Below are 13,616 nucleotides of genomic sequence, written 5' to 3' on the forward strand. Positions count from 1 at the left end.
CCTGGCCGCCGAGCTTGCCTTCGGTGCCGACCTCGCGCGCCACGCGCGTCACTTCGCCGGCGAAGGCGTTGAGCTGGTCCACCATCGTGTTGAGCGTTTCCTTCAGCTGAAGGATTTCACCCGACACGTTCACCGTGATCTTCTTCGACAAATCGCCCTTCGCCACCGCGGTTGCGACCTCGGCGATGTTGCGCACCTGTCCCGTGAGATTGGAGGCCATCGAGTTGACGCTGTCGGTCAGGTCCTTCCAGGTGCCGGCCACACCACGCACCATGGCCTGACCGCCGAGCTTGCCTTCGGTGCCGACCTCGCGCGCCACGCGCGTCACCTCCCCGGCGAAGGCGTTGAGCTGGTCGACCATCGTGTTGATGGTGTCCTTGAGCTCGAGAATTTCACCGCGCACGTCCACCGTGATCTTCTTCGACAAGTCGCCGTTGGCGACCGCGGTCGTCACCGCTGCGATGTTGCGGACCTGGGCGGTCAGGTTCGACGCCATCGAGTTCACGCTTTCGGTGAGATCCTTCCAGGTGCCGGCGACGCCGAGCACGTTGGCCTGGCCGCCGAGCTTGCCTTCGGTGCCGACCTCGCGCGCCACGCGCGTCACTTCCGACGCAAAGGCGTTGAGCTGGTCGACCATGGTGTTGAGCGTCTCCTTCAGCTGAAGGATCTCGCCCGACACGTTCACCGTGATCTTCTTCGACAGGTCGCCGCCGGCGATCGCGGTCGCGACGTCGGCGATGTTGCGGACCTGGGCGGTCAGGTTCGACGCCATGAAGTTGACGTTGTCGGTGAGGTCCTTCCAGGTGCCTGCAACGCCCGGAACCTGCGCTTGGCCGCCGAGCTTACCCTCGGTACCGACTTCGCGCGCCACGCGCGTCACTTCCGAAGCGAATGAATTGAGCTGGTCCACCATCGTGTTGATGGTGTCCTTCAGCTCGAGGATCTCGCCGCTGACGTCGACCGTGATCTTGCGCGACAGGTCGCCGCGCGCCACGGCCGTGGTCACGTTGGCGATGTTGCGGACCTGGGCGGTCAGGTTGCCACACATCGCGTTCACGGAGTCGGTAAGGTCCTTCCAGGTGCCGGCAACGCCGGGCACGATCGCCTGGCCGCCGAGCTTGCCGTCGGTGCCGACCTCGCGCGCCACGCGCGTCACTTCCGAGGCAAATGAACGCAGCTGATCGACCATCGTGTTGATGGCCTCCTTCAGCTGCAGGATCTCGCCACGGACGTCGACCGTGATTTTCTTGGACAAGTCGCCGTTGGCGACCGCGATCGTCACCTCAGCGATGTTGCGGACCTGGCCGGTCAAATTGTTGGCCATCGAGTTGACGCTCTCGGTCAGGTCCTTCCAGACGCCGGTCACTTCCGGCACCTGGGCCTGGCCGCCGAGCTTGCCCTCGGTGCCGACTTCGCGGGCCACGCGCGTGACCTCGGAGGTGAACACCGAGAGCTGCTTGATCATCGTGTTGACGATGTTTGCCGACTGCAGGAATTCGCCGCGTAGCGGCCTGCCCTCGACGTCGAGCTGCACGGTCTGCAGCAGGTCGCCCTGCGCCACCGCGGCGACCGCACGGGTGACCTCGCGGGTCGGCCACAGCAAATCGTCGATCAGGGTGTTGACCGAGCTTTCCATGTCGGCCCAGGCGCCGCTGGCGAGGCCGAAATTGACGCGCTGGCGGGTCTGTCCTTCGCGGCCGACGACCTGTCCGACGCGCGCCAATTGCTGCGCCATGCGCTCGTTGGCGGCTGCGATTTCGTTGAAGGCGTCGGCGATCTTGCCGTCGATACCGAGATAGTCGCCACGCATCCGGACCGAAAAATCGCCACCGCGCATCGCCTGCAGCGATTGCAGCAGGTCGTGCGAGGAATCGAGGCTTCCGTTCGATGATTGGGCGCGGCGGGTATCAGCACGGGGACGAGGCGGCGAACCGAGATCGGTCATGGAATTTCCCCTACGCGCTGGCCACGAATCCAGGGACTCGGAGAAGCCAGTGTGACCATAAGAATGACTGCCCTTGATCGATTCAAGCGGGAAAACGCCAAAACCGCGATTTGTGACGCAAACCGAGTAGCTTAATCGCCGATGGAACCAAAAGTTCCGACCAGCATGGGAACTCTTTGCTTGGTCCGGACAAGCTGCTCGGATTGGGAAGGCATGACGATCAAATGCAACCGATCGGCGCGGCCCAGCATGCGTGCCGCCAAACGGCGACAAGGCCGCCGGGCGCATCATGGGCAACACGCCGGACGAAGTCTAAAACGGTTTCGAGGGATCAGCGGTCTGCTGGCCAGGTTCGCCGCACCAATTGCACCCGTTCGATGCGGCTGCATTGCTCGCAGCGGTATTGAAGGATGTCCTTGCCCTCGCTGCCCGGATAGCTGCTCTCAAGCCTCATCGTCCTGATGCAGCTGATGCAGGAGATCAGCGTCAGCAGCGGACTGCGATCGTCATTCATCGATGCCCGCGGTGGCGCGGTCGGATCGGCGATCATGGCGCTGGGCGATGCTATGGTGTTGGCTCTCACCACAAGAAAATGCCCACCCCGTGGCTCGGTTCCCGCCCCGAAACCAGATTTGGACCGATCAAGCCCTCGCGTTGCTTCGGCCCGGCCTGGCGCTGCCCTTGTCCGATTTGACGGGGGCCGGCTTGGCGGTTGCTACCGGCCGATCCGCGAAGCTTCGGCTCAGCCGCTCCCGAACCGTGGGGAGGCGCTCGCCACCGCCGGCAGCCTTCCAGCGGCCGACAAGCTCGGCCACTTCGGCGCGCATCGCCATCAGCCGGTATGACGCTTCGCTGCAATCCAGATCGCGGTTGACCTGGTCCCGGATCGACGCCTCGACCAGGGTCATCTCAGCCCGCAAAGTGCTGATCCTGCGACGAATTTCATTGATCTTGTTGTCCATGGCTTGTTAGAACAAAAATAGAACATATTGTCAAGTCACGATCCGGCAAGTGAGGTGAGCGATGAGCATGGCAGCGGTGAGATTTGGCGGGGTTGCGGAGCGGCTTGGCGGGCTGATGTCGCGTGCCCAGGCGCTGCGGTTGAGAAGCCTGGCCGAGGAGGCCTATCAGCCGAACCAGTACGCGCGCGACCTGACGTCGGAGGAAGCCGAACGGCGCATCGATGCCCTCAGGGCGGAGATCGCGCTGGCGGATTCTTTCTGAACCGCCCACCCTCGACCGAGCCGGACACTCCCTTAAGGCTTTGATAGAGCGGCGCAGCTAGGTCTGTTCTGTTATTGCTGTTTGCCTTTTTGGGGGAGCCTTTCGTGCTGGAGCTGGAGAAGCGGTCGCCGCTTGCGTTCCCGATTACGCTGAAGGACGGGCGAACACTCGCGACCGTTGGCGACGCGGCGGATTATCTGTCAGCACTGAACGCGGATCAGCGCGAGCGCGGGTACTGGAAGACGGCGATCATGATGTTCAACAACGCGATGCGCGAGCCCAGCTATCTGAGGATCGCAACGATGAACCTGCGCTCTGCACTTGTGTATGACCGCCTCGTCGACGACGCCGGCCACTGATTGTGGCGTTGCCGCTACAGCCGAATCGGCGCGCCTTTCGTAAGGCCCCGATCGTTATGGCCGCAAACAAGGTAACGGCGGTACACGCGACGGCCGGGTGCGCAACGCGCTTCGGCCGCACTCTCGGGCCGCCGCGGAGGGCCAAGGCGGCCCATTTCTTTTCAAAGCAATTTCGCGCGGACGAACAGCACCCGCAGCGCGGAGGTTGCCTGCACCGTCAGCATGGCGTTACCGGCCGCGCGCTCCAGCGCGACCAGCGCGTCGTCATGCAGTGAGCGGAACTCCATCCATTCGACGGCGCTGAGATTGCTGATGAAGCGGTAGGCCTGGCCGACGGTCGAGAGCGTCACCGTCTCGCCGTTCAGCCGCACCTTGAATGTCGCCTTCAGCGGCGTGTCGGATTTGGAAACGTCAGCCATGGCGCGGTTGTGCTCCGCGGCGCGTTAATGTCAATCTAATTTCTCTGCTCTCATAGAGGTGCGCCGGCTCCACGGAATCGCAATGTCTGTTAGCGTTTCGTGGGGGTGATTCGTGCCTGATCTTGCCAACACAGCCTATCTCGATGCGCTCAATTCCGAGCAGCGCCGCGCCGTCGAGCATGGGGTCGGCAAGGATGGCATCGTCGGCGCCCCGTTACTGGTGATCGCGGGTGCAGGCTCCGGCAAGACCAATACGCTCGCCCATCGCGTCGCGCACCTGATCGTCGCGGGCGCCGATCCGCGCCGCATCCTGTTGATGACCTTTTCGCGACGCGCAGCCGGCGAGATGGCCGGCCGCGTCGAGCGCATCGCGCGGCGCGTGCTCGGCGATCGCGCCTCGATCATGACCGATGCGCTGAATTGGGCCGGCACCTTCCACGGCATCGGCGCGCGGCTGCTCCGGGAATTCGCCGAACGCATCGCCCTCGACCCGGCCTTCACGATCCATGACCGTGAGGACTCTGCTGACCTGATGAACCTGGTCCGCCACGATCTCGGTTTCTCTCGTACCGAAAGCCGGTTTCCCACCAAAGGCACATGCCTTGCGATCTATTCGCGCTGCGTGAACGCCGAGATGCCGATCGAGGCCGTGCTGGGCCAATTCTTCCCGTGGTGCGCCGGCTGGGCCAGCGAGTTGAAGCAACTGTTCGCGGCCTATGTCGAAGCCAAGCAACGGCAGAACGTGCTCGATTACGACGACCTGCTGCTCTACTGGGCGCAGATGGTGACGGATACGGCTCTCGCAGGGGAGATCGGCAGCCGCTTCGACCATGTGATGGTCGACGAATATCAGGACACCAACCGCCTGCAGTCCTCGATCCTGCTCGCACTCAAGCCGGCCGGACGCGGGCTCACCGTCGTCGGCGACGATGCACAGTCGATCTACTCGTTCCGCGCCGCCACGGTGCGCAACATCCTCGACTTCCCGAGCCAGTTCAGTCCGGCCGCCGAGATCGTCACACTCGACCGCAACTATCGCTCGACGCAGCCGATCCTGGCGGCCGCCAATGGCGTGATCTCGCTCGCCAAGGAACGCTTCACCAAGAACCTCTGGACCGACCGGACCTCGACCCGCAAGCCGCTGCTGGTCACGATCCGCGACGAAGCCGATCAGGCCCGTTACATCGTCGAGCAGGTGCTGGCCAACCGTGAGGAAGGCGCGCTGTTGAAGCATCAGGCGGTGCTGTTCCGCACCTCCTCGCACAGCGGTCCGCTGGAGGTCGAGCTGACCCGCCGCAACATTCCGTTCGTGAAATTCGGCGGTCTCAAATTCCTCGACGCCGCGCACGTCAAGGACATGCTGGCGCTGCTGCGCTTCACCGCCAATCCGCGCGACCGGGTCGCCGGCTTTCGCATCCTGCATCTGTTGCCCGGCGTCGGGCCGGCCTCGGCGCAGCGCGTGCTCGACCGCATGGCAGAAGCCGCCGATCCGATCACCGCGCTGGCGGCGCTGCCTGCCCCGCCCCGCGCCGGCGCCGACTGGCGGCTGTTCGTCGAGGCGATCGAGAACCTTCGCTACTCCGAATGGCCCGTCGACATCGAACGCGCGCGGCTCTGGTACGAGCCGCATCTCGATCGCATCCACGAGGACAGCGAGGTCCGCCGCGCCGACCTCATTCAGCTCGAGCAGATCGCCGCCGGCTATCCGTCGCGCGAACGCTTCCTCACCGAGCTCACGCTCGATCCGCCCGATGCGACCAGCGACCAGGCCGGTGTGCCGCTGCTCGACGAGGATTATTTGATCCTGTCGACCATCCACTCCGCCAAGGGGCAGGAATGGAAATCCGTCTACGTGCTCAACGTCGTCGACGGCTGCATGCCCTCCGATCTCGGCGCCGGCACATCGGCGGAACTCGAGGAGGAGCGCCGCCTGCTCTATGTCGCCATGACCCGCGCCAAGGACGATCTGCATCTGATGGTGCCGCAGCGCTTTTTCGTCCACGGCCAGGCCGCCAAGGGCGACCGCCACATGTACGCCTCGCGCACCCGCTTCATCCCGGAACGGCTGCTGCCGATGTTCGAGCGGACCACCTGGCCGCGCGCCGCGGCCGCGCAGGCCACCTCCGCCACCCGCGCGCCGCCGATCGATATCGGCGCCCGGATGCGCGGCATGTGGCGCTGACCCGGTTCGAAAGGATTTCACGTGGGCGGGAACGAAACCGCCGATCCGGCGTTGAGGCGACGTTCGTAATCGGCGAACGACCATCCCGACGGCTCCGGCGCGCAATGGCACGCTGGAGCCGTCTTTTTTGCGCCGCGTCAATTCACGCAGAAAACAGCGTAACCGGCTGGTCGAAGCCCTTCAGCGTATAATCGGAACCCGCCGCGGTAATCATGTCGCGGGTTCGATCACGCACGGCCGCCGTGACGAGGATCTCGCCGGACTTCGCGGCGGCCTGGGCGCGTGCCGCCCGATTGACCACCGTGCCGACCGCGGTCAGGTCGCGGTGGGTCTGGCCGAACTCTCCGAAATTGGTGTCGCCGCTGTCCATCCCGATTCCGATGCCGAGCTCGATGTCGCCGGCGCCGATCGTCCGCACCAGGGCGTCGTGTCTTTCCTGGAAACGGCGCTGGATCTCGCGCGCCGCCTGCAAGGCCTGCACGGCATGATCGTCCCGCCGCACCGGAAAATTGAAGATCGCGAACACGGCATCGCCGATCGTCTTGTTGAGAATGCCGTCATAGCGCCAGATCGCGGCGGCGCAGTCGTCGTAGAACGCATCGAGCAACGACGTCAGCCCGGCCGGCGCGATGGTCTGCGTCAGTGTGGTGTAGCCGCGCAGATCGGCGAACAGGATGGTGGCGTCGATGGTCACCGCGCGCGCCTTCATGATTTTCGAGAAGGCCATCTCGCAGATCGTGCAGGTGTTCGGATTCATACGGCTCGGCCGGACGCCGAACAGGCGGAACGGTGCCGACAAGGGACCACGCAACGGGATCGGCATATGCAGGTTTTGCCAGCAGCCGAGGCAGATCGTTGCGGGTTCCGGAGTCATCGGCGCCTCACCTGCTGTTCCAGCAACCAAACCCGCCCATCCTGGCACGGTCGGTCATGGCATCCCCACGAGATTGCCGCGCTCAGGCGGGCGTCACGAAACTCACTCCAATCCGCGTCTTCTTGCTCCAGATCACTTGGCAGTCATAGACGACCGAGGCGTCCCGGGCCATCACCAGGCGGAATCTGTGCGGGACGAAGGCCGGATTCTCGACCTCGATGGCGGCCCCTTCCGGCGATATGTTCACGATCGTGCAATGCATGACCGAACCGCCCGACGAGACATAGCCGGGTTCATTGACCTCGGTTCGCGGATGCTTGCGTTTTTCGTCCACCCGGCCTGCCCCCCTCAAGCTTTCTCCGCGCAAACGTGGGCGATCGGCATTGCAGGAGTCAACGGCTCCCGCGGCCCGCATCAGGCTTTCGCACCACGATTTGTGCGCGGCAGTAAGCCGGATTGCGTATCGCGCCCGTGCAGATGAGCCCCGCGTCGGTTCGGGCTTGCCGTTCGCGACAGCGCGAGGATAGCCTCACCCTATGGGCGATGCGCTGGCGCGACGCACGCTCCCAACAACAACGAACAGGCGCCATGGGGAGACGCGCCATGTTCGAGATTCTCGATCGCCGGACGACTCTGACCGGCAACCAGATCAAGATCCTTGCGGCAGCCATCATCGGCGATGCGCTGGAATTCTTCGACTACTTCCTGATCGGCTTTGTGCTCGCGTTTCTGATCGGACCGTGGAAACTCACTTTCGGCCAGTCGGCCACCGTGCTGATGAGTTCCGGCATCGGCGCCATCCTCGGCGCCTATCTGTGGGGCTGGCTCGCCGACCGGGTCGGGCGCCGCATCGTCTTCATCGGCACCGTCCTGAACTTCTCGATCGCAACCGGTTTGCTCTATTTCACGCCCGACAATGGCTGGGTCTATCTGGCGATCCTGCGCTTCTTTGTCGGCACCGGCGTCGGCGGACTTTATTGCGTCGACCTGCCGCTGGTGCAGGAGTTCATGCCCTCGCACAAGCGCGGCTGGGTCGGCGGGCTCGTGACCTGCGTGATCCCGCTCGGCGTCGGCCTCGGTGCGGTGCTTGGAGCCGTGATGGGCACCGACCAGTGGCGGCTGCTGTTTGCGATCGGCGTGCTGCCATCGGTGATGGTGCTGCTGATCCGGCTCTGGGTTCCGGAGTCGCCGCGCTGGCTGTGCCGGCAGGGACGCTATGACGAAGCCCGCAAGTCGCTGGCCTGGGCCCTGCAGGTGCCACCATCGGAGCTGCCATTGCCGAGCGCGGCCGACGCCGGGCCGATCGTCAAGACCAGCTGGTTCGACCTGTTCAAATATCCGCGCAGCCTGATCGTCTCCTGGCTCGGCAATGCCGGTGCACAGACCGGCGTCTACGGCATCACGTTGTGGGCGCCCGCGCTGTTCGTGCTGCTGCTGAAGGTCACGCCGCAGGAGGCCGCCAAGATGATGATCCTGCTCAGCATCACCGGCTTCCTCGGCCGCCTCTCGTTCTCCTGGTTCTCGGAACTGCTGGGACGGCGCATCGCCGGCGGCCTGCTCGGCTTCGGCGCCGGCGCGCTGACCATCATTGCCGGCTATCACTACGACGCGACGCTGTTCGGCATGTCGGCATTCTGGCTGCTGCTCGGCGCCGCGTTCTTCTTCGCCGACGGCGGCTTTGCGATCGTCGGGCCCTATGCGGCGGAGGTCTGGCCGTCGCATCTGCGCACCACGGGCATGGGATCGGCTTATGGCTTCGGCGGCATCGGCAAGATCATCGGACCGGTCGGGCTTGCCCTGATTGTCGGCTCGAACAACTATCTCAAGCCGGATGTGCCGCTGACCCAGATCCCGACCGCCTTCGTGTATCTCGGCTGCTGGTTCCTGATGGCGGGTGCTGTCTATTTGTTCTTCGGGCTTGAGACCCGAGGCAAGTCGATCGAGCAGATCGACAGGGAGCTCAACGCGACGGCTGACGTCGCGGCCTCCGCAACGATCCGGCGCGCCTGAGGGAGGCTATCATGAGCTTGACTTCAGCCGATCTTGCCGGTGATCGCGAGGTGATCGCCCACGCCGAGGCGGTCAGGGATGCGGTTGCGGCCGCCTCCGACGAGATCGAAACGACCCGCCGCCTGCCGCCCGATCTGCTCGCCCGCCTGCATGAGGCGCGCCTGTTCCGCCTGCTGTTGCCGCGCTCGACCAACGGGATCGAGACCGATCCGGTCACCTTTTTCCATGTCATCGAGACCATCGCCAAGGCCGATGCCTCGACGGCGTGGTGCCTGAGCCAGGCGGGCGGCTGTGCCATGTCGGCGGCCTATCTCGACCTGCCGGTCGCGCAGGAGATGTTTGCCGACCCGCGGGCCGTGCTCGCTTGGGGACCCGGCCCGAAGGTCAAGGCGGTCGAGTGCGCGGGCGGCTACCGCGTCACCGGGGTCTGGTCGTTTGCCTCGGGCGGGCGGCACGCCACCTGGCTCGGCGCCCACTGTCCGGTCTATGCCGCGGACGGCTCGCCGCGCCGCGACGCCAATGGCGAGCAGGTCGAGCGCACCATGCTGGTGCGGACCGAAGACGTCGAATGGACCGACATCTGGAACACGGTCGGGCTGCGCGGCACCGCCAGCGACCAGTTCGCGCTCAACGACGCCTTCGTCCGCGCCGACCATTCGATCACCCGCGAATTCGACCGCGAATGCCGCGAGAATGGCCCGCTGTACCGGATGAGCAACCACACCTGCTACCAGGTCGGCTTCGCCGGGGTCGCCTGTGGCACCGCGCGCAGCGCGCTGGACAATTTCATCGACGTCGCCCGCAACAAGGTGCCGCGCGGCATGAAGAAGACACTGCGCGACAATGCCGTGGTGCAATCCGGCCTCGCCCAGGCCGAGGTCGATCTGCGTGCCGCCCGCGGCTTCCTGCTGCAGTCGATGGCGGATATCTGGCAGGATCTGGTTGCCGGCCACAGCATCACGGTTGCGCAGCGCATGACGATCCGGATGGCGGCAACGCATGCCATCCACAAGGCGCGGGAAGCCGTAGACTTCGCCTACAACACGGCCGGCGCCACCGCGATCTTCGACGGCCATCCGCTGGAGCGGCGCTTTCGCGACATCCACACCGTGACCCAGCAATTGCAGGGCCGCTTCAGCCATTTTGAGACCGTCGGCGCCTGGATGCTGGGCGTCGATACCGACCTCAGCTTCGTCTAGAGCCTCGGTCCGGTTGGATCGGACCGAGGCTCTAGATTCTTGTTTTGACGCATTTTCTTCACGCGAACCGGTACCCACTTCGCTCGAAAACGCTCTAATCTGAATTCTCAAGGAGAAGAACCATGCCATTGGGCGGACTACAGCATTACACCATCGAGCCACAGGACCTCGAGCGCACCAAGGCCTTCTATTGCGACGTGCTCGGGCTCGAGAATGGCGATCGCCCGCCGCTCGATTTCCCCGGCTACTGGCTCTATTCCGGCGGCCAGGCCACTGTCCATTTGATGGGCACCCGCAAGCCGCGCGACGGCATCGTGGTGCGCGGTACCGAGAAGAAATATGAGGACACCGGCCGGCTCGATCATATTGCCTTCGCAGCCACCGACGTCGACGCGGTTCGCAAGCGCCTGCAGTCGAAGAACGTCAGCTTCCGTGAGCAGATCGTGCCGCGCACCGGCGACACCCAGATCTTCCTTTACGATCCCGACGGTGTTGGCGTGGAACTGAACTTCCCGAAGAGCTGAACCGGTCTTCGCCGGATTTTGCCCTTGCTCAACAATTGGCCAGCGCATGTGCCGGCCAATTTTTCATCTCAGCAAAACGGTTCCCGACAAGGCCCTGACTCGGCCATCACTCGGGCGTGATCCGGTCCGTTTTTCTTCAACATTGAATGACGAATTAACCGTGCCGCGCCGCTGCGGCAGAATAGCCGGGTGCTGCGCCTTTAACCTACCCCAGGGCTTGGTGGCCCGGCTATTCGTCCCCACTTCGCCGTCGATGGGGCTCAATCGAGCCCGCGTTCGTGGCTGAGGCGGACCATTTCGTTGATGAAGATTTGTTTCTGCTTGTCGTCGAGGCTCGCATAGAGCGGCTCGGCGGCGTCGGCGACGCCGCGCTGATCGACGGCACGGTCATTGAGGAACTGGGCCTCGTTGCGCATCTGCTCGATGATGTCGTCAGGCGGATCGCGCTGCGCCCGTGCAATGCGCAGGTTGAGACGATCTGCGCCATTGTGCCCGAGATAGTGCATCGCACTGTTGAAGCCGGCCCAATTCTTCTCCTGCTCCGGCGTCAGGTTGAGCTCCTTCTTGATCCGTTCGATATTGGCGTCGCTGTTGGCGACAATCTGTTCGGCCGTGAGCTGCGGTGCGCCAGCCTGGGTCAGCACGGTCGGCGCCTGCTTCGCGCCCTTGTCCTTGGCGGCGGCCTTGGCCGATTTGGCGGCCTTGGCGCCTTGCTTGTCACCGGACGCCGGAGCCTGTGCGTTCTTGCCGTTGCCGGCATTGGGGTTGGCGTTGTTGTTGCCGGTCAGCACCCCGGTCACGCCGGTCACCACCCCGACGACGCCGCCGATTGCTCCGCCCAGAACGCCGCCGACCGGGCCGGCCGCCTTGTTGCCTTCGCGCGCGCCGTTTTCGACGCCCTGCACGATCTGCGCATCGACCATATGAGGCACTGCAAGCAGCGTGACGGTGGCGGCCCCAACCGCGACGCACAATCTCCACTGTGCTCGCAGCTTCGCTACCGGGTTGAGCATGATCGGGTCTCCGTGATCGATGATGGATTGCAGGACTGACGCGGCGGGCAGGTTCGACGAATCCGGACTTTATCGTTTCCGGCTTCGGCAAGTCTATCGGTCGCGCTGGCCATCAACATGACGGAACACGGCTCGATCAGGCGTGGCCGGAAACCTGCGGCTCAACCGCGCACCGTCCGGGAGCATCGCTGTGCCAACCTCCGCGTGCGTCGCAGCATGATCGGCAAGAGCGCGGCAAATCACTGACAACTGCAGTGATGCCGATGACGCTGCCTGCGATTTGACCACAACGTTAGTACTACGTGGCACAGGCATCTCGTTTCTCGACAGCAGCCGGCAATTCTGTTCTGATCAGTGTGAACGAAATCCCGCGATGTCGCGCGAACGCGACGCACAAAAACAACAACGGGATTCAAAAAGCCTTTTGTCCGTCGGCTACCAGGGAGGGAATGCCATGTCACGGAAGAAGCTTTCGCGCCGAGAATTCGTTGCGGCGACAGCGCTGTCATCGGCGGCGCTCATCACAGCCCCCTACGTGCGTGGCGCCTACGCAGCCGGAAAGCTCTCGATGGGCTTCTGGGATCACTGGGTGCCGGGTGCAAACAGTGCCTCCACCGAGCTCGTCAATGAATGGGCCGCCAAGGAAAAGGTCGAGGTCCAGCTCGACTACATCACCAGCCAGGGCAACAAGAACATCGTCACCATCGCCGCCGAGGCGCAGGCGAAATCCGGTCACGATATCTTCCAGATGCCGACATGGTGGCCACAATCTAATGCCGAGCTGCTCGAGCCGGTCAACGACATCATGGACCCACTCATCAAGCTGAACGGCGACGTCAACGGCACGGTGAAATATCTGGGCCAGGCCGACGGCAAATGGCTCGGCGTTCCCGCCAGCGTCGGCAGCCAGATCAAGGGTCCCTGCTCGCGCATCGACCTGATGAAGAAGTACGCCAACATCGACGTGCAGGAGATGTATCCGGCCGGAAGCCCGCCGAAGGCCGACAACTGGACCCTCGATACGTTCCTGAAGGCGGCCGAAGCCTGCCACAAGGGCGGCTTCCCGTTCGGCATCGGTCTTGGCGAAACCAGCGACAGTGTCGACACCGCCGGCGCGATCTTCCAGTCGTTCGGTGCGCAGCTGGTCGATGCCAAGGGCAACCTCACCGTCAAGACCGACGCGGTGCGCCAGTCGCTCGAATTCTACAAGAAGCTGCTCGCCTTCCTGCCGCCCGATGTTGCCGCATGGGACGATGCCTCCAACAACAAGTGGCTGGTCGCGGGCAAGGGCGCGATGATCATGAACCCGCCGAGCGCGTGGGCGGTCGCCAAGCGCGACGCCCCGCAGGTCGCCGAGCAATGCTGGACGCACGGGTTCCCGTCCGGGCCGAAGGGACGCTTCGCGCCCTATCTGCCGTTCTTCTGGTCGATCTGGTCGTTCTCGAAGAACAAGGAAGCGGCCAAGAGCCTGCTGTCCTACCTGTCGCAACCCGCATCGATCGAGAAGATGGTGGTCGCGAGCGGCGGCTATGACCTCCCGGCCTATGAGAAGCTTACGACGTTGAAGGTCTGGGAAGAGCAAGGGCCGCCGAAAGGCACGCTCTACCACTACCCGAACCCCTACAAGCACCAGACGCTGTCGATCGCGGCCTCGCCGGCGCCGCCAAAAGTCGCGCAGCAGATCTACTTCCAGGCCACCCTGACCAAGATGTGCCTGCGCTACTACCAGGGTGAAAGCATGGAGAAGACGCTCGCCTGGGCCGAGGGCGAGTGTGAAGGCTTCATGCGAAGCTGACGAAAGGATGAGCCCCGCGCGGCCGCCGATCGTGCTGGCCAAACGGGGTCTCGTCTTCGTAGCCAAACCGCC

Annotated in this window: 14 protein-coding genes; 7 read left to right on the forward strand and 7 right to left on the reverse strand. The window is 64.1% G+C overall.

Going from position 1 to position 13,616, the window contains the following annotated elements:
- The 3 genes from Q0030_RS38630 to Q0030_RS38640 form a co-directional block, all read right to left on the reverse strand.
- Positions 1 to 1,837 (reverse strand): HAMP domain-containing protein (locus tag Q0030_RS38630; protein WP_298379898.1); only part of this gene is annotated, 1,837 nt, incomplete at its 3' end.
- 439 nt (positions 1,838 to 2,276) lie between these two features.
- Entirely contained in the window at positions 2,277 to 2,495 is a 219-nt protein-coding gene (locus tag Q0030_RS38635; RefSeq protein ID WP_298379800.1) for a hypothetical protein, read from the reverse strand.
- Between the two features lie 91 nt (positions 2,496 to 2,586).
- Positions 2,587 to 2,907, reverse strand: a complete 321-nt coding sequence (locus Q0030_RS38640; protein WP_298379802.1) for a hypothetical protein — start codon at positions 2,905 to 2,907, stop codon at positions 2,587 to 2,589.
- Positions 2,908 to 2,968: 61 nt separating this feature from the next.
- Here Q0030_RS38640 and Q0030_RS38645 point away from each other — a divergent pair, with 61 nt between their 5' ends.
- Together Q0030_RS38645 and Q0030_RS38650 are read left to right on the forward strand one after the other, a co-directional pair.
- Positions 2,969 to 3,169 carry a DUF3072 domain-containing protein gene (locus Q0030_RS38645; protein ID WP_246787591.1) on the forward strand — a complete coding sequence of 67 codons (201 nt, stop codon included), beginning with the start codon at positions 2,969 to 2,971 and terminating at the stop codon, positions 3,167 to 3,169.
- 104 nt (positions 3,170 to 3,273) lie between these two features.
- Positions 3,274 to 3,528 (forward strand): hypothetical protein, encoded by a 255-nt coding sequence (locus tag Q0030_RS38650; protein WP_298379807.1) that lies wholly within the window; start codon positions 3,274 to 3,276, stop codon positions 3,526 to 3,528.
- Between the two features lie 161 nt (positions 3,529 to 3,689).
- Here the strand turns inward: Q0030_RS38650 and Q0030_RS38655 are convergent, their stop codons facing one another.
- Positions 3,690 to 3,947 carry a hypothetical protein gene (locus Q0030_RS38655; RefSeq protein WP_298379810.1) on the reverse strand — a complete coding sequence of 86 codons (258 nt, stop codon included), beginning with the start codon at positions 3,945 to 3,947 and terminating at the stop codon, positions 3,690 to 3,692.
- Positions 3,948 to 4,059: 112 nt separating this feature from the next.
- Between Q0030_RS38655 and Q0030_RS38660 the strand changes: the two genes are divergently transcribed.
- Positions 4,060 to 6,129 (forward strand): ATP-dependent helicase, encoded by a 2,070-nt coding sequence (locus Q0030_RS38660; RefSeq protein ID WP_298379813.1) that lies wholly within the window; start codon positions 4,060 to 4,062, stop codon positions 6,127 to 6,129.
- A gap of 142 nt (positions 6,130 to 6,271) precedes the next feature.
- On the opposite strand, the gene Q0030_RS38665 is transcribed toward Q0030_RS38660, so the two are convergent.
- Both Q0030_RS38665 and Q0030_RS38670 read right to left on the reverse strand, forming a co-directional pair.
- Complete coding sequence (locus tag Q0030_RS38665) at positions 6,272 to 7,003, reverse strand: adenylate/guanylate cyclase domain-containing protein (protein WP_298379815.1); 732 nt, start codon at positions 7,001 to 7,003, stop codon at positions 6,272 to 6,274.
- Between the two features lie 82 nt (positions 7,004 to 7,085).
- On the reverse strand, positions 7,086 to 7,337 hold the full coding sequence (locus tag Q0030_RS38670) for a PilZ domain-containing protein (RefSeq protein WP_298379818.1): 252 nt from the start codon (positions 7,335 to 7,337) through the stop codon (positions 7,086 to 7,088).
- 269 nt (positions 7,338 to 7,606) lie between these two features.
- On the opposite strand from Q0030_RS38670, the gene Q0030_RS38675 reads away from it, so the two are divergent.
- The 3 genes from Q0030_RS38675 to Q0030_RS38685 all read left to right on the forward strand — a co-directional run bounded on the left by Q0030_RS38675 (position 7,607) and on the right by Q0030_RS38685 (position 10,736).
- The gene (locus Q0030_RS38675) at positions 7,607 to 9,013 is read left to right on the forward strand and encodes an MFS transporter (protein WP_298379821.1); all 1,407 of its coding nucleotides are present in this window, start codon (positions 7,607 to 7,609) and stop codon (positions 9,011 to 9,013) included.
- Between the two features lie 11 nt (positions 9,014 to 9,024).
- Complete coding sequence (locus Q0030_RS38680) at positions 9,025 to 10,212, forward strand: acyl-CoA dehydrogenase family protein (RefSeq protein ID WP_298379823.1); 1,188 nt, start codon at positions 9,025 to 9,027, stop codon at positions 10,210 to 10,212.
- Between the two features lie 122 nt (positions 10,213 to 10,334).
- The gene (locus Q0030_RS38685; RefSeq protein WP_298379827.1) at positions 10,335 to 10,736 is read left to right on the forward strand and encodes a VOC family protein; all 402 of its coding nucleotides are present in this window, start codon (positions 10,335 to 10,337) and stop codon (positions 10,734 to 10,736) included.
- 260 nt (positions 10,737 to 10,996) lie between these two features.
- Here the strand turns inward: Q0030_RS38685 and Q0030_RS38690 are convergent, their stop codons facing one another.
- Positions 10,997 to 11,659, reverse strand: a complete 663-nt coding sequence (locus tag Q0030_RS38690) for a Spy/CpxP family protein refolding chaperone (protein WP_176535038.1) — start codon at positions 11,657 to 11,659, stop codon at positions 10,997 to 10,999.
- 544 nt (positions 11,660 to 12,203) lie between these two features.
- Here Q0030_RS38690 and Q0030_RS38695 point away from each other — a divergent pair.
- Positions 12,204 to 13,544 carry an extracellular solute-binding protein gene (locus tag Q0030_RS38695; RefSeq protein WP_298379830.1) on the forward strand — a complete coding sequence of 447 codons (1,341 nt, stop codon included), beginning with the start codon at positions 12,204 to 12,206 and terminating at the stop codon, positions 13,542 to 13,544.
- Positions 13,545 to 13,616: the final 72 nt, after the last annotated feature.

It is taken from the genome of uncultured Bradyrhizobium sp. (assembly GCF_947648125.1).
Classification (GTDB): domain Bacteria; phylum Pseudomonadota; class Alphaproteobacteria; order Rhizobiales; family Xanthobacteraceae; genus Bradyrhizobium.